General features: G+C 59.5%; 18 protein-coding genes. 13 read left to right on the forward strand and 5 right to left on the reverse strand.

From position 1 onward, the window contains the following. The first annotated feature begins 32 nt into the window (after positions 1 to 32). Complete coding sequence (znuA, locus tag PSH57_RS00190) at positions 33 to 962, forward strand: zinc ABC transporter substrate-binding protein ZnuA (protein WP_305387107.1); 930 nt, start codon at positions 33 to 35, stop codon at positions 960 to 962. Positions 963 to 1,139: 177 nt separating this feature from the next. Here znuA and PSH57_RS00195 read toward each other — a convergent pair whose 3' ends face one another. Beyond that, the gene (locus PSH57_RS00195; protein ID WP_305387108.1) at positions 1,140 to 2,090 is read right to left on the reverse strand and encodes a homoserine kinase; all 951 of its coding nucleotides are present in this window, start codon (positions 2,088 to 2,090) and stop codon (positions 1,140 to 1,142) included. Between the two features lie 60 nt (positions 2,091 to 2,150). Continuing rightward, positions 2,151 to 2,438, reverse strand: a complete 288-nt coding sequence (locus tag PSH57_RS00200; protein WP_047229784.1) for a DUF2782 domain-containing protein — start codon at positions 2,436 to 2,438, stop codon at positions 2,151 to 2,153. 74 nt (positions 2,439 to 2,512) lie between these two features. Between PSH57_RS00200 and polA the strand changes: the two genes are divergently transcribed. Then, positions 2,513 to 5,281 (forward strand): DNA polymerase I, encoded by a 2,769-nt coding sequence (gene polA / locus PSH57_RS00205; RefSeq protein ID WP_305387110.1) that lies wholly within the window; start codon positions 2,513 to 2,515, stop codon positions 5,279 to 5,281. Positions 5,282 to 5,692: 411 nt separating this feature from the next. On the opposite strand, the gene yihA is transcribed toward polA, so the two are convergent. Beyond that, on the reverse strand, positions 5,693 to 6,331 hold the full coding sequence (yihA, locus tag PSH57_RS00210; RefSeq protein ID WP_256229632.1) for a ribosome biogenesis GTP-binding protein YihA/YsxC: 639 nt from the start codon (positions 6,329 to 6,331) through the stop codon (positions 5,693 to 5,695). Between the two features lie 191 nt (positions 6,332 to 6,522). Here yihA and PSH57_RS00215 point away from each other — a divergent pair, with 191 nt between their 5' ends. The 7 genes from PSH57_RS00215 to PSH57_RS00245 all read left to right on the forward strand — a co-directional run bounded on the left by PSH57_RS00215 (position 6,523) and on the right by PSH57_RS00245 (position 13,874). Next, a complete protein-coding gene (locus PSH57_RS00215; RefSeq protein WP_017341757.1) occupies positions 6,523 to 6,813 on the forward strand; it encodes a c-type cytochrome in 291 nt (96 codons plus the stop codon). Between the two features lie 46 nt (positions 6,814 to 6,859). Then, positions 6,860 to 7,468 carry a c-type cytochrome gene (locus PSH57_RS00220; protein ID WP_305387113.1) on the forward strand — a complete coding sequence of 203 codons (609 nt, stop codon included), beginning with the start codon at positions 6,860 to 6,862 and terminating at the stop codon, positions 7,466 to 7,468. Positions 7,469 to 7,666: 198 nt separating this feature from the next. Further along, a complete protein-coding gene (locus PSH57_RS00225; protein ID WP_256229634.1) occupies positions 7,667 to 8,311 on the forward strand; it encodes a thiol:disulfide interchange protein DsbA/DsbL in 645 nt (214 codons plus the stop codon). A 14-nt stretch (positions 8,312 to 8,325) separates the two neighbouring features. Continuing rightward, a complete protein-coding gene (locus PSH57_RS00230) occupies positions 8,326 to 9,189 on the forward strand; it encodes an endonuclease/exonuclease/phosphatase family protein (RefSeq protein WP_305387115.1) in 864 nt (287 codons plus the stop codon). 12 nt (positions 9,190 to 9,201) lie between these two features. Beyond that, positions 9,202 to 11,304 (forward strand): diguanylate cyclase, encoded by a 2,103-nt coding sequence (locus PSH57_RS00235; protein ID WP_305387116.1) that lies wholly within the window; start codon positions 9,202 to 9,204, stop codon positions 11,302 to 11,304. Between the two features lie 101 nt (positions 11,305 to 11,405). Beyond that, complete coding sequence (locus tag PSH57_RS00240; RefSeq protein ID WP_305387118.1) at positions 11,406 to 12,185, forward strand: N-acetylmuramoyl-L-alanine amidase; 780 nt, start codon at positions 11,406 to 11,408, stop codon at positions 12,183 to 12,185. Positions 12,186 to 12,260: 75 nt separating this feature from the next. Beyond that, positions 12,261 to 13,874, forward strand: coding sequence for an EAL domain-containing protein (locus PSH57_RS00245; RefSeq protein ID WP_305390499.1), 1,614 nt, complete (start codon positions 12,261 to 12,263; stop codon positions 13,872 to 13,874). Positions 13,875 to 13,880: 6 nt separating this feature from the next. Here the strand turns inward: PSH57_RS00245 and PSH57_RS00250 are convergent, their stop codons facing one another. Together PSH57_RS00250 and algB are read right to left on the reverse strand one after the other, a co-directional pair. Beyond that, complete coding sequence (locus PSH57_RS00250; protein WP_305387120.1) at positions 13,881 to 15,671, reverse strand: ATP-binding protein; 1,791 nt, start codon at positions 15,669 to 15,671, stop codon at positions 13,881 to 13,883. Between the two features lie 10 nt (positions 15,672 to 15,681). Continuing rightward, positions 15,682 to 17,028, reverse strand: coding sequence for a sigma-54-dependent response regulator transcription factor AlgB (gene algB, locus PSH57_RS00255; protein WP_305387122.1), 1,347 nt, complete (start codon positions 17,026 to 17,028; stop codon positions 15,682 to 15,684). Positions 17,029 to 17,466: 438 nt separating this feature from the next. Here algB and PSH57_RS00260 point away from each other — a divergent pair, with 438 nt between their 5' ends. From PSH57_RS00260 to gltP, 4 genes are all read left to right on the forward strand, one after another. Next, entirely contained in the window at positions 17,467 to 17,754 is a 288-nt protein-coding gene (locus PSH57_RS00260; RefSeq protein WP_305387124.1) for a hypothetical protein, read from the forward strand. Positions 17,755 to 17,834: 80 nt separating this feature from the next. Continuing rightward, a complete protein-coding gene (locus PSH57_RS00265) occupies positions 17,835 to 17,999 on the forward strand; it encodes a DUF1328 domain-containing protein (RefSeq protein WP_003177151.1) in 165 nt (54 codons plus the stop codon). Between the two features lie 2 nt (positions 18,000 to 18,001). Continuing rightward, positions 18,002 to 18,466, forward strand: a complete 465-nt coding sequence (locus tag PSH57_RS00270) for an inhibitor of vertebrate lysozyme family protein (RefSeq protein WP_305387126.1) — start codon at positions 18,002 to 18,004, stop codon at positions 18,464 to 18,466. A gap of 705 nt (positions 18,467 to 19,171) precedes the next feature. Next, on the forward strand, positions 19,172 to 20,503 hold the full coding sequence (gene gltP, locus PSH57_RS00275) for a glutamate/aspartate:proton symporter GltP (RefSeq protein WP_305387128.1): 1,332 nt from the start codon (positions 19,172 to 19,174) through the stop codon (positions 20,501 to 20,503). Positions 20,504 to 20,577: the final 74 nt, after the last annotated feature.

The following is a 20,577-nucleotide window of genomic DNA, read 5'->3' on the forward strand; positions in this document are numbered from 1 at the left end:
GTTACCCGTTCTCGCCTCTTCGAGTGGTCATCGTGTCCCGAAATTTTTCGATCTTTGTCGTTTTTGTCGCCAGTTTTCTGCTGATCGGCCCGGCCCAGGCCGAAGTCAAAGTGCTTACCAGCATCAAGCCGTTGCAACTGATTGCCGCCGCGGTGCAGGACGGCGTGGCTGCTCCTGAGGTGCTGCTACCGCCCGGCGCTTCACCTCACCATTACGCCCTGCGGCCATCCGACGTACGGAAGGTGCAGTCGGTGGATTTGCTCTACTGGATCGGCCCCGACATGGAAAGCTTCCTGCCGCGCGTGCTGAACGGTCGTACGTTACCGTCCGTCGCGGTGCAGGATGTGCCGGGGCTCAAGTTGCGTCACTTCGCCCAGGACAGTCATTCCCACGCCGAAGATGACCATGACGCCGACGAGCATGACCACGACCATCGCCCCGGTTCTATTGACGCTCATCTGTGGCTCTCGCCAACCAATGCGCGGGTGATTGCCGCCAAAATGGCTGCCGACCTGAGTGCAGCCGATCCGGCCAATGCCAGCCGCTATCAAAGCAACCTCAAGGGTTTCAACCAGCGTCTCGATGCGCTGGATGCGCGTTTGAAGAGCCGTCTGGCCGGGGTCGCGGGCAAGCCGTATTTCGTGTTCCACGAGGCGTTCGACTATTTCGAAGACCATTACGGCCTCAAGCACGCCGGTGTTTTCGCCGTGGCCACCGAAGTCCAGCCCGGCGCCCAGCACGTGGCGGCGATGCGCAATCGCTTGCAGGCCGTGGGCAAGACGTGTGTCTTCAGCGAACCGCCCCTGCGCCCGCGCCTGGCCGAAACCCTGGTGGCCGGGTTGCCGGTGAAATTGGCGGAGCTGGATGCGCTGGGCGGCTATACCCCTGCGACGGCACAAGGGTATGAGCAGTTGCTGGAGAAGTTGGGGAATGATCTGGCGGGGTGCCTGGAGTCGCTATAGCCTGCCAAACGCAAACCCTGTGGCGAGGGGATTTATCCCCGTTGGGCTGCGCAGCAGCCCCCCTGCTTTCTATCTGACGGACTCGCGGCGGCAGCTATTTTTTGGGGCCGCTTCGCGCCCCAGCGGGGATAAATCCCCTCGCCACAACACCATTCGGCGAAAGCCTTCTATTGATACTTAAAGGGCAAAAGGCAACACCGTGTGAACCGTCTGCCGCTGCGCCAAGCGTTGCTGAAACTCCATCGGATCGTGAATCAACACATCCTGTCCGGCAAAAGACTCGGCGGCGATCAACCGCGACAGCCAGAAGCGCACGCATGCCACGCGCAGCATCGTCGGCCATGACTCGGCCTCGGCGGCCGTGAATGGACGCAGTGCCGCATAAGCCCCCAACAATGCCCGCGTCCGTGGGCCATCGAGCACACCGTTGTCATCCGAACACCAGTCGTTCAGGGCGATGGCGACGTCATACAGCATGGGCCCGGAGCAGGCGTTGTAGAAATCGATCAGCCCGGTCAGGTGCGTGCCCTCGAACATCGCATTGTCGCGGAACAGGTCCGCGTGGATGTTGGCCCGGGGCAGTGCCAGAATTTTTACCTTCTGGTGGGCGATTTCATCCAGCGCCGCCTCCAGCAACCGACGGGGTTCTGCATCAAGATGCGACAATAGCTTCGCGCCCTCCTCCTGCATCCAGTCCAGGCCGCGATCGGTCTTGCGCTTGATCATGTTGTCCTTGGTCGCCAGGTGCAGATGAGCCAGCAACTCCCCCACCTGGGCGCAATGCTGTGCGTTGGCCTGCTTGATGTGCTTGCCGGCCAGGCGCGGTTGCAACAGCGCCGGTTTGCCGGCCAGTTCCCGCAGCGCGACGCCGTCGATGGTACGCAAGGCGTAGGGCACCGGCAGGTCGGCGTCATGCAGTACATCCAGCAGCTCGATGAAGAACGGCATTTCCTGCACTGGACCGCGTTCCACCAGGGTCAGGACAAATTCACCCTGCTCCAGGCTGATAAAAAAATTGGTGTTTTCGCTGCCAGCGGCGATCCCCTGGAAATCAAGCAGGCGGCCGAGCCCGTAAGGGGCGAGAAAGGTTTCCAGCTCGGGCCGAGCCAGGGGAGTGAACACAGACATGGTTAAAAACTGCCAGTACGGGCGCCCATCAGCGAGCGCCGGTTGAAGTGCAGAGCGGTATTACCACTCAAAGATTTTCCACGATGGAATCAGCATATCCGGCTGATCCGAGCGGATGAAATTTCCGTCGCTGCCATCGGCGCGTACCAGGAAATAAGGCTTGCCGTTCTTGGGCGTGACCTTGATCGCGTACAAAAAGCCGTTTTGGCGATACTCCTGAATAGTTCTATCGCCTTCGGTGCGGATGGTGACATCCGGGTCCGCCGAGGGAGCGTCGTCCGCCGCCATGACGGCCAACGGGGTGATTGCAAACAAGCCAGCCAGTAACAGGCGATTGAGTGTACGCATGATAACCTTGTCCCTTTGTCGTCAACGGTCCCGCTATTCTAGCTCCGGACCCGCCGAAAAGGTTGATCCTGCTCATGAGCCAAGCTCCCCTCGTCCTGGTGGACGGTTCTTCTTATCTTTATCGCGCCTTTCACGCGCTGCCACCGTTGACCACCTCCAAAGGCCTGCCGACCGGTGCGGTCAAGGGCGTGCTGAACATGCTCAAGAGCCTGCGCAAGCAGTATCCGGACAGTCCGTTCGCCGTGGTGTTCGACGCCAAGGGTGGGACGTTTCGCGATGAGCTGTACGCCGAATACAAGGCCAACCGCCCGAGCATGCCCGACGATATGCGCGTGCAGATCGAGCCACTGCATGCCAGCGTCAAGGCCCTGGGCTTCCCGCTGCTGTGCGTGGACAACGTCGAAGCCGATGATGTGATCGGCACCCTGGCCCGCAGCAGCGCCGCAGCCGACCGTCCGGTGGTGATCTCCACCGGCGACAAGGACATGGCGCAGTTGGTCGATGGGCACATTACCTTGGTCAATACCATGACCGGTAGCGCCCTGGACGTGGCTGGCGTGAAGGAGAAGTTTGGGGTCGCTCCGGAGCAGATCATCGATTACCTGGCGTTGATGGGCGATTCTTCCGACAACATCCCCGGTGTTCCGGGTATCGGGCCGAAGACCGCCTCCGGCTTGCTGGTGGGCGTCAATGGCGGCCTGACCGAGCTGTATGCGCAACTGGAGATCGTCGCCACCTTGCCGATCCGTGGCGCCAAGACCCTGGCCGCCAAGCTCGAAGAACACAAGGAAATGGCCCTCCTCTCCTACGAGCTGGCGACCATCAAGACCGACGTGCCGCTGGATGTCGGTCTCGACGACCTGAAAATGGGCCAGCCGGATCACGAGAAACTCGCCGAGCTGTATACCCTGCTGGAGTTCAAGAGCTGGTTCGAAGAAAACCAGCGCGATGCCAAGCGTGCCGGTCAGGAGATCGTCGAAGCCGCCGACGAACAGCCCGGCGCCGTTGAAGCGAAGTACGAGGTCATTCTCGATCAGGCACGTTTCGACGCCTGGCTGGCCAAGCTTGAACAGGCGCCGCTGTTTGCTTTCGTCACCGAAACCAACGGTAGCGACGCTCAGCATTCACAACTCGTAGGGTTGTCGTTTGCCGTCGCGCCTTTTGAGGCGGCCTACATTCCCTTGACCCATTCCTACATGGGCGTACCGGAGCAACTGGATCGCGACACGGTGCTCAAGGCTCTCAAGCCGCTGCTGGAGAACCCGAACAAGCTCAAGGTCGGCCAGCATGCCAAGTTCGAAACCAACATCCTGGCCAACTGCGCCATGGGTGGCGATCAGAACAACGGCATCCTGGTCCAGGGCGTCGCCTTCGACACCATGCTTGAATCCTACGTGCTGGACTCCACCGCGACCCGCCACGACATGGACAGCCTGGCGCTCAAGTACCTGGGCCAAAGCAAGACCGATTTCCAGGACATCGCAGGCAAAGGCGTCAAGCAACTGACCTTCGACCAGATCTCCCTGGAACTGGCCGGCCCTTACGCCGCCGAAGACGCGGACGTGACGTTCCGTCTGCACCAGGCCTTGCAGGAAAAACTGGCGGCCACGCCAAGCCTGGGCAAGGTGCTCAACGACATCGAAATGCCACTGATGCCGGTCCTGGCACGCATTGAGCGCCAGGGTGCGCTGGTCGATGCCCATCTGCTGGGGGTGCAGAGCGTCGAGTTGGGCGAGAAGCTGGTGGCCCTCGAACGTGAGGCATTTGCCATCGCCGGGGAGGAATTCAACCTGGGCTCACCCAAGCAACTGGGGGTGATCCTCTACGAAAAACTCGGCTTGCCGGTGCTCAGCAAAACCGCCAAGGGCCAGGCATCTACCGCCGAAGCGGTACTGGCCGAACTGGCCGAGCAGGATTACCCGTTGCCCAAGGTGCTGATGCAGTACCGCTCGCTGAGCAAGCTCAAGAGCACCTACACCGACCGCCTGCCGGAGCAGATCAATAGCCGTACAGGGCGCGTCCATACCAATTATCAGCAAGCCGTTGCCGCTACCGGGCGGCTGTCGTCCATCGACCCGAACCTGCAGAACATTCCTATCCGCACCGCCGAAGGCCGCCGGATCCGTCAGGCATTCGTTGCGCCGAAAGGCTACAAGCTGTTGGCGGCGGACTACTCTCAGATTGAATTGCGGATCATGGCGCACCTGGCCAAGGATGAAGGCCTGCTCCACGCGTTTCGCAATGACCTGGATGTGCACCGGGCCACCGCCGCCGAAGTGTTCGGTGTTGAACTGGATGCCGTCACCCATGACCAGCGCCGCAGCGCCAAGGCGATCAACTTCGGTCTGATCTACGGCATGAGTGCTTTCGGTCTGGCCAAGCAGATCGGTGTGGATCGCAAGCAGTCCCAGGCTTATATCGACCGCTACTTTGCCCGCTACCCGGGTGTACTGGCCTACATGGAGCGCACTCGTGCCCAGGCGGCTGAGCAGGGGTACGTCGAAACCATTTTCGGTCGCCGGTTATACCTGCCGGATATCAATGCGAAAAACCCGGCTTTGCGCAAAGGGGCGGAACGCACGGCCATCAACGCGCCGATGCAAGGCACAGCGGCAGATATCATCAAGAAAGCCATGGTGGCGGTGGATCGCTGGCTGACTGCGTCGGGGCTGGATGCCAAGGTCATCCTGCAGGTCCACGACGAATTGGTGCTGGAGGTGCGCGAAGACCTGGTCGACCAGGTGCGCGAGGAAATTCGCCAGCACATGAGCGCCGCCGCCACGCTGGATGTGCCGCTTCTGGTGGAAGTGGGCGTGGGCAACAACTGGGACGAGGCGCACTGACTCTTGCCGGAGAATTGAGCGGACTCTGTGGCGAGGGGATTTATCCCCGCTGGGCTGCGAAGCAGCCCTGAAGCCTGTCACCGCGGTGTATCAGATTGATGTGATCAGCTTTTTGGGGGCTGCTTTGCAGCCCAGCGGGGATAAATCCCCTCGCCACATTGATCACCGCGAATTCACGACCGGCGTCATTAGCTCTGAAGATGCCTACAGTTATTTCCAAAAATAATCTGAACTAAACCCGTGAATTGCTACTCAGAGTTTCTGAAAGGCTGGTGAAGCCCTTCAATGCTCCTATGTTGTGTTAAGTGTTGGCAGATATCTGGACCCCGCCCTAGCGGTCCGGAACTTGGACCCCGAACTTCCCCTCCCCATACGAAGTCCGGGGTTTTTTTTGCCTGCGATTTGGCTTATTCAGCCCTCTTCGCTGCCTTTGTCTGCCAATTCCATCCAATCGGCCAATACAGTGTAGGCCTCTTCCAGGCCCATGCGCTTAGGCGCCGAGAACAATTGGATGGTGATCGCCTCACCCCACCCCTTGCGGATTTCCGACTGCACTTTGAGCAGCGTATTCTTGGCCGCGCCGTAGGTCAGCTTGTCTGCCTTGGTCAGCAGGATGTGCATCGGCATGCCGCTGGCGACCGCCCAATCGAGCATCAACAGGTCGAAGTCGGTCATCGGATGGCGGATGTCCATCATCAAAATCAGACCCTTGAGGCTCTCGCGGCTGCCCAGATAGGCTTCCAAATGGCGCTGCCAGTGCTGCTTGAGCGGAATCGGCACCTTGGCATAGCCGTAACCGGGCAGGTCGACCAAACGGCGTTCATCGTCTAACTTGAAGAAGTTCAAGAGCTGCGTGCGACCCGGAGTTTTCGAGGTGCGTGCCAGGCTTGCATGGGTCAGGGTGTTCAGTGCGCTGGATTTACCGGCGTTGGAGCGCCCGGCGAAAGCCACTTCAAAGCCTTCATCGTCGGGGCATTGATCGACTTTGGCGGCGCTGAGCATGAAGGTGGACTGTTGGCACAGGCCGAGGATGGGGTTCTTCAGTTGCATGGGATTTCCGATGTGGGCGGCGTCGGGAATGGACGCGGCAAGCTGTGTCGTTTCCGTTTCAGTGACGCCAGTATATAATGCCGCAGATTTTGTGTGCGCTTTGTCCCAGCGTAGGATGAAGCTCACGGGAGCGACCGACTGAAATTGCGCACTAGAACGCAGCTCGCTCTCAACCCTGAAAAGGTCGTTTTATGACGAAATGGCTGCTAGCTGCCGGTGTCTTGATGCCGCTTTACAGCGCTCAGGCTACACAGGATCCGGAAGCTGTGTACAACCGTGTTTGTGGTGCCTGTCATTCCGGCCAACTCCCCATGGCGCCCCGCAAGGGTGATCAGGAAGCTTGGACGCCGAGGTTGGCGAAAGGTATGGAGACGCTGGTGCAACACGTGACCCAGGGTTTCAAGGCGATGCCGCCGCGTGGTTTGTGCATGGACTGCAGTGCCGAGGATTACCAAGCCATCATCCAGTGGATGAGCGAGTAAGCCCGGTCCATAACTCTTTAACCCTTAGCCGTAGTTGGATTAGCTGATGAACAAACTGATCGTGAGTCTGCTGTTGACATTGGGGATCTCCGGCGTAGCCCATGCCGCTGGCGATGCCGCCGCCGGCCAGGCGAAAACCGCCGTATGTGGGGCCTGCCATGGTCCGGATGGCAACAGCATGGCACCAAACTTTCCGAAACTGGCGGGCCAGGGCGAGCGTTACCTGACCAAGCAGTTGAAGGACATCAAGGACGGCAAGCGTGTCGTGCTGGAAATGACCGGCCTGCTGACCAACCTGAACGATCAGGACCTGGCAGACATTGCGGCTTACTACGCCAGCCAGAAGGGCAGCGTCGGTGCCGCCGATCCAAATCTGGTCGCACGTGGTGAAGCGCTGTTTCGCGGAGGCAACCTGGAAAAGGGGCTTCCAGCCTGCACGGGCTGCCACTCGCCTGATGGCAAAGGTAACGCGGCGGCCGGCTTCCCGCACCTTGGGGGCCAGCACGCTCAGTACGTTACCAAGCAGTTGACTGATTTCCGCAAGGAAGCAGACGGTCGTACCAATGATGGCGAGGCGATGATGCGTACCATTGCCCGCAAGCTGAGCGACGAAGAGATCGCGGCGGTGGCCAGCTACATTCAGGGCCTGCACTGAGACCGTTAGCCGGGCGTTGTGAGGGTTTACATCTCTTGCAACGTTAACGCTCGATTAATCCGTCGATGCAAAGATCAAAAGGGTGGCTTTGGCCGCCCTTTTTTGTGGCCGCTGCCGTTACACTAGCGAACTTGAACCCGTCACGGCCTGTCTGAAAAACACGCCTCGCGAGGCCCCCTCATTGTCCAGGAGTAAAGCATGCGTAATCTGATCATCAGCGCCGCGCTCGCCGCTGTCAGCCTGTTCGGCATGGCCGCCCAAGCCAACGCCGAGGAATCGAAAGCCCCTTATGTCGAATTGAGCAACCCCGTTCAGGTGGCCGTGCCTGGCAAGATCGAAGTGGTGGAACTGTTCTGGTATGGCTGCCCGCATTGCTACGCGTTCGAGCCCGTGATCAACCCATGGGTTGAGAAACTGCCTTCAGATGTGAACTTCGTACGCATTCCGGCCATGTTCGGCGGCCCATGGGACGCCCACGGCCAAATGTTCCTGACTCTCGAAGCCATGGGCGTCGAGCACAAGGTTCACGCTGCAGTGTTCAATGAGATCCAGGTTGAGAAGAAGCGTCTGACCGATCCTGAGGAAATGGCTGAATTCCTCGCCACCCAAGGTGTGGACAAGGACAAGTTTCTGGCGACTTTCAACTCCTTCGCCATCAAGGGCCAGATCAACAAAGCCAAAGAACTTGCCAAGAAATACGAGATCACCGGCGTACCCACCATGGTCGTCAACGGCAAATACCGCTTTGATATCGGTTCAGCCGGTGGTGCGAACCAGGCGCTTGAACTGGCGGACCAACTGATTGCCAAAGAGCGAGCGGCAACCAAGGCCGCCGCCAACTAAGCGCGGCGCTCGCCATGGCCCGCTGGAGCACCGAACGCATCGTTGGCCTGCATGAACCGCGGGTCAATGAGCATCATATCGCCTCCACGGGCCTGCCTGCCGACAACTGCCTGCGGTTGCTCAGTTTCAATATCCAGGTGGGCATCAGCACCGAGCGTTACCGGCATTACCTGACCCGTGGCTGGCAACATCTGCTGCCGCACACCGGACGAGCCGTTAACTTGCAGAAGATCGGTGACCTGCTCAAAGACTTCGACCTGGTGGCCCTGCAAGAGGCCGATGGTGGGAGCCTGAGGTCGGGCTATGTCAATCAGGTGGAGCATCTGGCTCAACTGGGTGCTTTTCCCTACTGGTACCAACAACTCAATCGCAACCTCGGACGTCTGGGTCAGCACAGCAATGGTGTGTTGAGCCGGCTGCGACCGTGGGCGATCGAAGACCACCCGTTACCCGGTCCCAAGGGGCGCGGAGCGATCCTGGCGCGTTTTGGCGAAGGTCCGGAGGCATTGATCGTGGTCATGATGCACCTGGCCCTCGGGGCTCGTACCCGCACGATGCAACTGGCCTACATCCGCGAGCTGATCGGTGACTACAAGCATCAGGTATTGATGGGTGACATGAACACCCACGCCAACGACTTGCTGCAAAATTCACCGTTGCGCGACCTTGGTCTGCTCGCCCCACAAGTCGAAGCGACATTCCCCAGCTGGCGCCCCCAGCGCTGCCTGGACCATATTCTGCTGAGCCCGACCTTGACCCTCGAACGGTTCGAGGTGCTGGCTCACCCCATTTCCGACCACCTGCCTGTCGCGGTCGAAATTCGTCTACCGGGTTCGCTCACGGCTGATGCATTCCCCGCGTTGAGTCCTGCCCCCTAGCGGATCCGATGAATGAGCGACGAAGCCGAACGCTGGAGAGAGAAGTACTTCAAGAGTATTGAACAGCAGGAAAAGCTTGAGCGCCGCTGGGCGGCTCGGCTCGACCTGCTGCGTCGCGGCCTGGTGCGCAGTACGCTGGCCGCCGAAGGCACTGACCGGGCGGTTGATCAGTGCATGAAAGAAATGCGCGAAGTGGTACGCACCGATGACATGGATGCTGCCCTAGCCGCACTGTTGCCACGTCTGGAGAAAGCCGTACTCGATTCCGAGCAGCGCCGCGAGACCCGGGTCGAACAGGTGAGCGCAGCATTGACTTCCCTGGTTACTCAGTTGCAAACCTTGCCCCTGCCGAAGGAAGTCAGCCGGCCACTGAAGAAATTCTCCAAGCAATTGGAGGACCGGGTCGACCAGGCTCGGGAGATTCCTCTGCTGCTCAGCGAATTGAGCAGCTTGCAGGGCCAGGCATTGAGTGTGCTGGAAGCTCCCGCTGAACCGCCCCGCCCCGGCCTGCTGCAACGGTTGTTTGGCGGCCACGGCCAGGAAGAAGCCGCGCCCCAGCCGCACGAGCCTGCCCAGCGCAGCGCGGTGCCGGTATTGGAAACGGCACCGCCGACACCGACACCGACACCGACATCGGCACCGGCACCGCTAGCAACTGAGACTGTGCCCGTCATAACTCCAGTCCCGGCTCCAGCCCCGGCATTGGTAGCAGAACACGCGGCAACAGTCGATGAAGCGCCTGAACCGGTCGCGTTCATTCCGCCAATGGTCGATCCCGATCCAGAACTCTCTTCGTCGCTGGTATCCAAAGCTGCCGAGCCGATTCTGGAACGAGATGAAGCTACCGCTCAGGAGGAAACTACCGAGCCGGCGCCGATTCCCGCGGAAAATGCAGTGCCGGCCCCCGTGCTTGAGAACCCTGATGAGCTGATGCCCGAGGAGCCGTCGCAAGCGCTGGACGAGTCGCTGCCCCTCCCGCAAGAGCCCGTCGAACCATCGGCTGCCATCGAGCCGGTAGCGTCTGAACTGAATGACGACCATTACGAACTGCCCGACTCGCCAGAGCCTTCCTATAGCTCGGTGGCCAGGCATATCGAGGATACCTTGTTGGGCCTGTTGGGCGATCTGACCCTGCCCGAGCGTCATCGTCCCCAAGCCGAGGCCATGCGTGAACGGCTGCAAAATGGCTTGAACTGGTACGAGTTACTGCCGATTCTCGATGATCTGGCCGTGCTCATGCTGGCGATCACCGACACCGGGCAGCATGAGTTCGAAGCGTACCTGCAGCGGCTCAACGATCGGCTTGAGTCATTTCAAAGCAGTCTGCGGGCCGCCAGTGAGGACCATGCCGATAACCTGTCGGTTTCCAGGGAAATGGACAGCCAGATTCGCGAGCAAGTTGATGGCTTGCAAAGCAGCGTGCAGGAAGCTGATGATCTGGAGGGGCTCAAGCAAGTGCTGGAGAACCACCTCGAAGGCCTGCTCGGTACGATGGATCAGCACCAGAAGCAGCGCGATCAGCGCGAGCGGGAAGTCTCAGCTCGCCTCAAAAGCCTGGCCGAGCGCGTGGCGCTGATGGAACAGGACGCCCAGGTCGTGCGCGACAATCTCGAAGAACAGCGCCAGAAAGCGCTCATCGACCCGCTTACCGGGTTGCCTAACCGTGCCGCCTGGTCCGAGCGTCTAGAACGGGAAGTCGCCCAGTGGCAGCAGCACGGCAACAGTCTGCTGCTGGCCATGCTCGATCTGGATCATTTCAAGCGCATCAACGATAACTACGGCCACCTGGCCGGTGATCGGGTGCTGAAAATCATCGCCTCGGTGCTGCGCAGACGCCTGCGTGGCAGTGACTTCATCGCCCGCTTTGGCGGCGAGGAATTTATCCTGCTGGTGCCCGACACGCCACTTGCAACCGGCGCCAAACTGGCCGAGACCCTGCGCGCCGCTATCGAAGCCTGTCCGTTTCACTTCAAGGGAGAGCCGGTAACGATCACGGTGTCCGTGGGCATGACCGCCTTCAAAATGGGGGAGCACAGCGATTCAGTGCTTAAACGAGCCGATCAGGCGCTATATAGGGCCAAAAACGCCGGACGTAACCGCGTGGAACTGGGCTGAACGCAATTGTTCCATTTTGTGACTCCCGGAATACGAGCCAGATCATCGCCGCGCGATACGTTACACTGTTGCATTACTTCCAGCGCGTAATGCACCTTGCCATGAAATTTTTTTCGCTCATTGTCTCCTTGTTGATTTTGGCCGGTTGCGCCAGCGGCCCCCGGCTCGATACCAGCCACCCCTCAGTCAATCATGACAACCGAATCCAGTTCGTGGTGTTGCATTACACCTCGGCGTCCCTGGAGCGGTCCCTGGCGCTGCTGACCCATGGCGAAGTCAGTGCGCACTACCTGATTGGTGATGATAAAGACACAACGATATATAAGCTGGTGGATGAAAGCCGACGCGCCTGGCACGCCGGGGACAGTGAATGGGACGGCCGGACGTGGCTCAATTCCAGCTCCATCGGCATTGAGATCGTCAATCCAGGTTTCGTCGATACGCCCACCGGGCGTCTCTGGTATCCCTACAGTGAAGCTCAGGTCGAGGCCTTGATCGCATTGCTCAAGGATATTTCCCAGCGTAATGGGATCAACCCGCGCAACATCATTGGTCACAGCGATATCGCCCCCATGCGCAAGCTTGATCCTGGGCCGCTGTTCCCCTGGAAGCGCCTGGCGCAAGCAGGGGTGGGCGTCTGGCCAGACGAACAGGCCGTGATGCGTCAACAGGCAGTTTTCGCGGCGCAGGTGCCGAACGCCAGCTGGTTTCAGGCCGAGCTGGCTCGCCTCGGCTACCCGACGCCCCGCACTGGCGAATGGGATGTAGCCACTCATCATGTGCTCGCCGCCTTCCAGATGCGCTTCCGGCCGAGCCGGTTCGACGGCATGCCGGATGCGCAAAGCGCGGCTATTGTGCAGGTGCTTAACCAGACAAAATAATGACGCCCGTCCGACGGTCAGGGCTAAATCCAAATCAGAAGCTATAACTCATTGGTAACTTTCGGATTACCAATGATGACGCCTGCCCGCGAAACCCTGCAAAGCTGGCTCCATCGCCCGTTTTTCCTGGCGATGATGGCGGCTGTCCTGAGTACCGTGCTGTTGCTGGGGGCCAGTCTGTTCGTGGTGATCCAGCAAATCCAGCAGCGTGAAAGCGATCAGATGAATGCTCAGGGTGAGCGCTTTCTGCAGCGGCTCGAGCAGCTTTTCGGACAGTTGCGCGAAAGCCTCGATGATTTGCAAAACCAGCCGTTGCGCGGATGCGACGATGACATGATCGCGACGCTGCAGCAGGTCAGCTTCAACTACCGCTTTGTCTACGAAGCGGCGTATATCGATAGCAGCGGTGTTTGTTCCAATCGCCCACGCCGCAGCGGATTATCGGTGATCCGGCCGCCTGATATCCGGGGGCCGACGTATAGCTACTGGCTCAATACCACCACCGAACCCGATGAAAACCGTGCGGCATTGATGCTGGGGCGCGGCAATTTTCGGGTGGCGACCTCGCGCGGGCATCTGACCGATGTGGTGGATCTGCCTCCCGGCAGCAGCCTTTTGGTGGTGCTCGATCATGGCGAGCGGGCGATACCGGTGCTGGGGACCGACCAATACTGGCCGCCCACGGAGCCTTGGCCCTCGAAAAGCCGCAACGCATTGCAAGTGACGCAGAACCGCCTGATCTATCGAATGCAGACTGACAGCCCGGAATATCAATTGGTGCTGATTGCCCAACGCAATGGCTTCAACATCCCCTCCAACGCCTGGTGGTTACTGCCCATCAGCCTGTTGCTGGGCTTGGGGATTGGTTTTCAGGTATTCCTGCTGGCGCGTCAGCGCCAGTCGATGGACGCCGAACTGCATGGGGCCATCCGGCGCGGAGAGTTGCAGGTGCTGTACCAGCCGATCTTCGACCTGCGCAGTCGTAACTGCGTTGGTGCTGAAGCCCTGCTGCGCTGGCGGCGCCCGGACGGCACTCTCACCAGTCCGGATCTGTTCATTCCGATGGCAGAGGATACCGGGCAGATCCGTCAGATCACAGACTTCGTGCTGCAGCGCCTGTTCGACCAGCTGGGCCAGCTACTGCGGGCCAATCCGCAGTTGTACATCTCGGTGAACCTGGCGGCGTGCGACGTGATGGTGCCACGCATCGGCGAAGTGATCGCCCGCCTGCTGGCGTTGCACCGGGTGTCGGCGCACCAGATAGCGTTTGAAGTAACCGAACGCGGATTGGTCGATGTCTTGGTCGCCCGGGATAACCTGCAATCGCTGCGCGATGTCGGGCATCAGGTGTTGATCGATGACTTCGGCACGGGCTATTGCAGCCTCGCCTATCTGCAAACCTTGCCGGTGGACTGCCTGAAGATCGACAAAGCCTTCATCGACGCCTTGGGGCACGATGCCGCCAGCAGTGGCGTGGCCCCGCATATTATTCGCATGGCCCATGCCTTACAGCTCAAGGTGATCGCCGAGGGCATCGAGCATGAAGCCCAGGCGTCTTACCTGAGTAGCGAAGGGGTGACTTTCGGGCAGGGTTGGCTGTTCGCCCACGCGCTCAGTGCCGTGCAGTTGATCGAACTGATTACCCGCGGCCGGCGCCTGCTGGGGCGCCGCATGGACGACGAGGCTTGAGCCGCCTCAGACCGCCAGCGCCATGTAGAACTGAGTGCCCTGCCCCGGTCGTGAATAAACGCCCATGCGCCCGCCGTGGAGCTGGACGATTTCCTTGCACAGCGCCAGACCCAGCCCTGCGCCGCCCTTCTTGCGACCGACCTGGACGAAAGGTTCGAAGATCCGTCCCTGCTGGCCGTAGGGAATGCCTTCACCATTGTCCTCGACGCTGATGATCACCCGCTCGCCATGGCGCCGGGCCTGCAGGCGGATCTGACCGTGGTCGCCCGTGTGACGCATGGCATTATCGATCAGGTTATCCAGTACCCGGTCCAGTTGCGCAACATCGGCATGCAAGCGCGGTAAGGGTCCCTGGATCGCCACGAGCAATTGGATGCCCTTGGCCTGGGCCTGTGCGGCAAACCGCAGCCGGGCCGACTCCAGCAGTTCTTCGATGGAACAAGGTGCCAGCGTCAGCTTTTGCAGGCCGTTCTGGTAGCGGGAGAAGTTCAGCAGGTCATTGATGAGCTGCATCAGGCGCTGCATTTCTTCGTTGACGGTGTTGAGCAGGTCGGCTTCGCGCGATTCCTCAGGAAAATGCACGCGCTCCTGCAACAGGCCGAACGCCATGTGCATGCCGGTCACTGGCGTACGCAGTTCGTGGGACGCGCGCAACACGAACTCACTGCGCACCCGTTCGAAAGCGCGTTGTTCGGTGACGTCGTGCAACACCATCACTGCCCCGAGGATGTGCCCTTGGGTATGGCTCACGGGGGTGAGGCTATACGTCAGCAACCGCGACTCGCCATCCACTTCGATGCTCAAATCGTCCGGCGCCCGCTCCAGCGTTCCCCCGCGCAGAACCAGTTGCAGTTCCTCATCCAGCTCCTTGCGTTCCAGTGCTTCGCCTAACCCCTGGCCGAGGCGCTCCTCATCCCAGCCCAACTGACGCTGGGCCACCGGGTTGAGGTGCTCCAGGCGCCCCTGGCGGTCGATCATCAGCAAGCCGTCGTCGATGCTGTCGAGTACCGCTTGCAGGCGTTGCTGGCCGGCGAGAAGTTCGTCGACATTGGTAGCCTGATGCTCACGTAGCGCTTGGGCCATGACGCCGAAACGACGGGTCAGCAAGTTCAGCTCAGCGGCTGAGGAGATCGGCAGCGTCACCTCGAAATTGCCCTGGCCGATATCATCCGCAGCCGCAGCCAACGCCTCAATCGGCGCCCCGAAACGCCGTGCGATACCGTGGGCCGTGATGAAGCCGATGATCAGCACTGCCAGCCCTACCAGCCCCAGTAATCCGGAAATCAGCAATGCGCGCTCGCGAGCTTTGTTCTGGGTATCGCTGATGTTGTTCAAGGCCTGCCGATACGCGTCGATCAAGCCTGTGCGCAGCACGTTGAATTTTTCGGTGACGTTCTGGATACCGGTAAGTTGGGCGGGTAGCTGGCGAGCGGCTGAAAAAGCCTCGAGAAAACTGATGTAATCGGCCTTGGCCTTGCTGAAGCTGTCTGGCGAATCGTCCAGTACCTGTTCGTGGGCGATGCCCTCGTCAAGCAACTGGAAATATTGCCGTTTGGATTCTTCCAGGGCAGCCAGGTCGGGCTTGTCATCGAGCATGATCATCAACTGGTCGCCCAGGGTCTGGCGCAGCTTGAGGCCCAGGTCGAGCAGGATGAAGTTGTCGCGCACCGATTGTTCCTGGGTATTGGCCATCTGCACCACGCTGACCAGGCCGAGCAACAGGCCCAGCAATGCCACGGTGATCAGCGCCGAGATACTCAGAAACAGCCGTGTGCGCAGCTTCATCGCCAATTTCATAAGGTGCCGCTCACAGGTTGTATTGCTTGCGTTTGCGATACAGTGTGGACGCATCGATACCCAGGGTCTTGGCGGCCTGGTCAAGGGTCTCGGCCGTGGCCAGCACCGCGCCAATATGCGCCTTTTCCAGTTCGTCGAGACTCAGCGCGGCACCGATTCGCGGTGCATTGTTGACAGGTTGCTCAGCCATGCCCAAGTGGCTGATTTCAACTTTTTCCTGCGCGCAGATGATGCTGGCGCGCTCGACCACGTTGCGCAGCTCCCGGATGTTGCCAGGCCAGCGATAACCTAGCAGCGCTTCGCGCGCCTCGTCGCTGAAGCCTCGTGCCGGGCGGGCGTACTCCTTGACGAAGCGCGCCAGGAAACGGTCGGCAAGGGTCAGGATGTCTTCGACTCGCTCGCGTAGTGGCGGCAGATGCAGGGTAATGACATTCAGGCGATACAGCAGGTCTTCGCGAAAGCGCCCGTCGCGCACCATGTCTTCAAGGTTGAGGTTAGTCGCCGCGAGAATCCGCACATCGGCACGACGGGTCACCGGGTCGCCGACCCGCTCGTATTCCTTGTCCTGGATAAAGCGCAGCAACTTGGGCTGCAATGTCAGGGGAAAATCGCCGATTTCATCGAGAAAAAGCGTACCGCCGTCGGCCTGATTGACCCGTCCCAGCGTGCTTTCACTGGCGCCGGTAAATGCGCCGCGGCTGTGGCCGAACAGTTCGCTTTCCATCAATTCAGCGGTCAGCGACGGGCAATTGATAGTGACGCAGGACTTCTTCGCGCGCTTGCTCCAGCCATGGATGGCTCGGGCCAGTTCGCCCTTACCGGTGCCGGACTCGCCAAGGATCAGAATGTTGGCGTCAGTGCTGGCGACCTGGCGAGCGGTTTCAAGGACGACTTTCATCGCTGGGCTATGGGAATCGAGGCCGTCATTGGGTTTGCGCACTTCCCCTTCCAGAGCTTCCAGTCGCGCCGACAACTGGCGTACCTCCAGCTGTTTGGCAGTCGCCAGGCGCAGTTGATCGGGGCTGCAAGGCTTGACCAGGTAATCGGCGGCGCCGGCCTGGATCGCATCAACGGCGGTGTCGACCGCCGAGTGAGCGGTGACGATCACCACCCGCATCCAGGGAGCCTGGATGCGCATTTGCGCCAGCACATCGAGGCCGTTGTCTTCTCCCAGGCGCAGGTCCAGAAAGCACAGGTCAAACACCTGCCGCTGCAGCAGGGTGTCGGCCTGGGCAGCGCTGTTGGCGGTGGCGACGCTGTAGCCTTCGTCTTCCAGGCAGTAACGGAAGGTACGCAGGATGGCGGACTCATCGTCTACCAGCAGAATGCGGCCTTGATGCTCAGTGGCGGATTCCATTTTTCCTACGCTCCTTTAATGAATGATGTTGGTTAGTGTCAGAAATATCGGGCAAGTTGCATGGTCGTTTCTGAGGGGATATTACCCACCGAGAGCGTACCCGTGAGTGTCTGACTCCTAAAAGGTTGATTTGGGTCCCTTTTTTGCTCCTGTCCCCGCCTCGCACGGTACGGCTTGCTCATTCCGACATCTCTTTGCGACGGGCAATTCAAAAAGATTCTATCGCGCCTATCCCCGCGGTTCGTGCATTTCGCACGACGCTCGTCGTAGCCATCGTGCAGGATGCGCTCCGGCGTGCGCACAGAGTATTTATAACTAGCTGATTTTAAAGAGTTTTATCTCGGTAAAAATTCTGGCATGCCGGCTGCAATGGTCAGGTCAATGTGGCGTGAAGACGCCTCAACCAGATCACCACTCGGGGTGGGGAGGAATTTCAGGATGAATCGTCAACGTGCCGCTCAGTTTCGAATCTCTGCCTTGCATGTTCAGCAGGGTCTGTGGGCTGTAGTGGCCCTGCTGATCACTCTTATGGCAGGCCAGCAGTTGATGCTTTGGCATCAGAGCCAACAGCCTGAAGCGCCTCTGCTGTCGATTCAGCGCGCCCCGCAAACTCATTTCAGCGCTGTCAGCAGCCTCGCGGATGTTGCCGCTTCGATGCGAATGATGGAAGTCGACCAGGTTCAGCCTGCCAACGACATGCCCCGCCAGGAGCGTTGGGTGTTTTAACTCGATGAACCGGTCGTCCACCGCACCGGAACCATCACCGCAAGACCCAAACTAAATAGAAAAGCGTAAGGAGAATCACCATGTTGAGCTGGGCAATTACTTTCCTGATCATTGCCATCATCGCCGCAGTACTGGGCTTCGGTGGTATCGCAGGCACCGCCACGGGCATCGCCAAGATTCTCTTTGTCGTGTTCCTGGTGATGTTCATCGCTTCGTTCTTCTTTGGCCGTCGCGGCCGAGGCTGACCATGAGTGTTAGATATAAGGGACTGGCCGCCGCCCTGTTGCTGGGCGGCAGCGCCATGGCCATGGCGGCCAACGACGGACAGATGCGGGTCAATCAATTGCTTAAGGCCGACCCGCAATATGTCGAGACTTGGCAGCAAGTGGTTAAAAAGGAAGAACGCCTGCCGGAATGGGTGATGAACCTGTCAGGCGATTCGCAACAGATGAATGCTGTTGAGGAAGATGGCGATAAATACCTGGTCGGTCCGTTGTGCGAAACCCAGGCGACGTGCCGCAGCAAGCGCTTGTTCGTCGCCTTCAGTTTCGACAAGGACGAGGCGTATGCATTGCTGGTTGAAGTCCCCGCGGGACTTCCGGCCGACAAGTCGCCGACGCGTCATGCCGATTACCGTTTCCTCGGCGATCCCGATGAAGGTATGCAAGAACTGTTAATGGAACAACTCAAAAAAGATCCGAACTGGTACTGATTCTGAAAGCGAGAAAAGCACTCTGCTTTTCTCCTCTGCACCGTCCGAAGAGGGCTGATGCATGACCAGGGGGCCGGGACGCTCTGCCCGTTTCAGGGCGCAGTGACCTACGGGCACAAGGGGTGCCTGCGAAAGGGCCAGGTCAGGAAAAAGCTTCCACGCAGGTTCGCAAAGTCATGGTGACTGGCGAACTTGCGTGGAGCTTCGTGCCTTGTAAAGTTCATGCCAGAGCGGTTGGCTATCCTGGCGTCTGCGCCACCCTCCCCGCACCGCTATCGTTTTTCAATGCTGCTCCATTCCTCCGCGCCCGACCGTATATCGGAGATTTATCCGGCCGGTCCGCCCTCTTGAGGGTCCTTCATTCTTCTGTCCTTTGATCGGTTTTTGCGATGCAGGGTAAAAAGCCTGCTGCGCTGAAATGGCCGGTTCACGGCACTTTTGCCTGCCGAAATGGCGTATTCGCACCCATTGCTACAGACGTTTCATTTCTCAAGCCTCATGCCGATTCGGCATAGGGTAGGCGTTTACGGCATTAGACGCCCCACCTTCACGTCGCAATAGTTGCGCCTTTTTTCGCCTGCCAGTGCGCCTGTGGCGCGTACTCGGGGTGACTTTACATGGGGGGCAGCGGCACGCATTCGTATCGCCATCGGGTGGTTCAGTTTGTGGCAGTTGCCCGAGTCAAACTGAAGTAAGGGTAAAGATATGAAGAAGGCAAGACTAAGCCTCGCCTGGCAGATCCTCATCGGTCTGGTGCTCGGGATTGCAATTGGCGCGTTGCTCAACCATTTCAGTGCCGAGAAAGCCTGGTGGATCAGCAACGTACTGCAACCGGCAGGCGATATCTTTATTCGTCTGATCAAGATGATCGTGATCCCGATTGTGATTTCCTCGCTGATCGTCGGTATTGCCGGGGTTGGCGACGCCAAGAAACTCGGGCGTATCGGTCTCAAGACTATCCTCTACTTCGAAATCGTCACCACCATTGCCATCGTTGTTGGCCTGCTGTTGGCCAACTTCTTCCAGCCGGGCAGCGGCATTGACATGAGTACCTTGGGAACGGTGGACATTTCCAAGTACCAGGCCACGGCCGCCGAGGTGCAGCATGAACATGCGTTCATCCAGACCATCCTCAATCTGATTCCGTCGAACATCTTCGCGGCGGTTGCGCGTGGCGAGATGCTGCCGATCATTTTCTTCTCCGTATTGTTCGGCCTGGGGCTGTCCAGCCTGCAATCGGACCTGCGTGAACCCCTGGTGAAAATGTTCCAGGGCGTCTCGGAAAGCATGTTCAAGGTCACCCACATGATCATGAACTACGCTCCGATCGGCGTATTCGCGCTGATCGCGGTGACGGTCGCCAACTTCGGTTTCGCATCTTTGCTGCCATTGGCGAAGCTGGTGATCCTGGTTTACTTCGCCATCGCCTTCTTCGCCTTCATGGTGCTGGGTTTGATTGCCCGTCTGTTCGGCTTCTCCGTGATCAAACTGATGCGCATCTTCAAGGATGAGCTGGTGCTGGCCTACTCCACCGCCAGCTCCGAAACCGTGTTGCCACGCGTGATCGAGAAAATGGAAGCCTACGGCGCACCCAAGGCGATTTGCAGCTTCGTGGTGCCGACCGGTTATTCGTTCAACCTTGACGGTTCGACCCTTTACCAGAGCATCGCGGCGATTTTCATCGCTCAGTTGTACGGCATCGATTTGTCCATCAGCCAGCAATTGCTGTTGGTGCTGACCTTGATGGTGACCTCCAAAGGCATCGCCGGCGTACCGGGTGTCTCTTTCGTGGTGCTGTTGGCGACCCTGGGCAGTGTCGGTATTCCGCTGGAAGGTCTGGCGTTCATCGCCGGTGTCGACCGCATCATGGACATGGCCCGTACCGCGCTGAACGTGATCGGCAATGCCCTGGCCGTGCTGGTCATTTCCCGCTGGGAAGGCATGTACGACGATGCCAAGGGCCAACGCTACTGGAACTCCCTGCCCCACTGGCGCAGCAAAGAGCCGCTGCCGGCGGGGGAAGTTTCCAGCCGCTGACACACATGACCCTGTGGGAGCCAAGCAAACCCCGGAGAAATCCGGGGTTTGTCGTTTCTGCCAGCCCCGCTATC

This window comes from Pseudomonas hefeiensis (genome assembly GCF_030687835.1).
Lineage (GTDB): Bacteria > Pseudomonadota > Gammaproteobacteria > Pseudomonadales > Pseudomonadaceae > Aquipseudomonas > Aquipseudomonas hefeiensis.

What these genes read in the sequence shown, in the direction of transcription:
- PSH57_RS00195 (WP_305387108.1), bottom strand. Translation starts at nt 2,090, where the DNA reads ATGTCTGTGTTCACTCCCCTGGCTCGGCCCGAGCTGGAAACCTTTCTC.
- PSH57_RS00200 (WP_047229784.1), bottom strand. Translation starts at nt 2,438, where the DNA reads ATGCGTACACTCAATCGCCTGTTACTGGCTGGCTTGTTTGCAATCACC.
- polA (WP_305387110.1), top strand. Translation starts at nt 2,513, where the DNA reads ATGAGCCAAGCTCCCCTCGTCCTGGTGGACGGTTCTTCTTATCTTTAT.
- yihA (WP_256229632.1), bottom strand. Translation starts at nt 6,331, where the DNA reads ATGCAACTGAAGAACCCCATCCTCGGCCTGTGCCAACAGTCCACCTTC.
- PSH57_RS00215 (WP_017341757.1), top strand. Translation starts at nt 6,523, where the DNA reads ATGACGAAATGGCTGCTAGCTGCCGGTGTCTTGATGCCGCTTTACAGC.
- PSH57_RS00220 (WP_305387113.1), top strand. Translation starts at nt 6,860, where the DNA reads ATGAACAAACTGATCGTGAGTCTGCTGTTGACATTGGGGATCTCCGGC.
- PSH57_RS00225 (WP_256229634.1), top strand. Translation starts at nt 7,667, where the DNA reads ATGCGTAATCTGATCATCAGCGCCGCGCTCGCCGCTGTCAGCCTGTTC.
- PSH57_RS00230 (WP_305387115.1), top strand. Translation starts at nt 8,326, where the DNA reads ATGGCCCGCTGGAGCACCGAACGCATCGTTGGCCTGCATGAACCGCGG.
- PSH57_RS00235 (WP_305387116.1), top strand. Translation starts at nt 9,202, where the DNA reads ATGAGCGACGAAGCCGAACGCTGGAGAGAGAAGTACTTCAAGAGTATT.
- PSH57_RS00240 (WP_305387118.1), top strand. Translation starts at nt 11,406, where the DNA reads ATGAAATTTTTTTCGCTCATTGTCTCCTTGTTGATTTTGGCCGGTTGC.
- PSH57_RS00245 (WP_305390499.1), top strand. Translation starts at nt 12,261, where the DNA reads ATGACGCCTGCCCGCGAAACCCTGCAAAGCTGGCTCCATCGCCCGTTT.
- PSH57_RS00250 (WP_305387120.1), bottom strand. Translation starts at nt 15,671, where the DNA reads ATGAAATTGGCGATGAAGCTGCGCACACGGCTGTTTCTGAGTATCTCG.
- algB (WP_305387122.1), bottom strand. Translation starts at nt 17,028, where the DNA reads ATGGAATCCGCCACTGAGCATCAAGGCCGCATTCTGCTGGTAGACGAT.
- PSH57_RS00260 (WP_305387124.1), top strand. Translation starts at nt 17,467, where the DNA reads ATGAATCGTCAACGTGCCGCTCAGTTTCGAATCTCTGCCTTGCATGTT.
- PSH57_RS00265 (WP_003177151.1), top strand. Translation starts at nt 17,835, where the DNA reads ATGTTGAGCTGGGCAATTACTTTCCTGATCATTGCCATCATCGCCGCA.
- PSH57_RS00270 (WP_305387126.1), top strand. Translation starts at nt 18,002, where the DNA reads ATGAGTGTTAGATATAAGGGACTGGCCGCCGCCCTGTTGCTGGGCGGC.
- gltP (WP_305387128.1), top strand. Translation starts at nt 19,172, where the DNA reads ATGAAGAAGGCAAGACTAAGCCTCGCCTGGCAGATCCTCATCGGTCTG.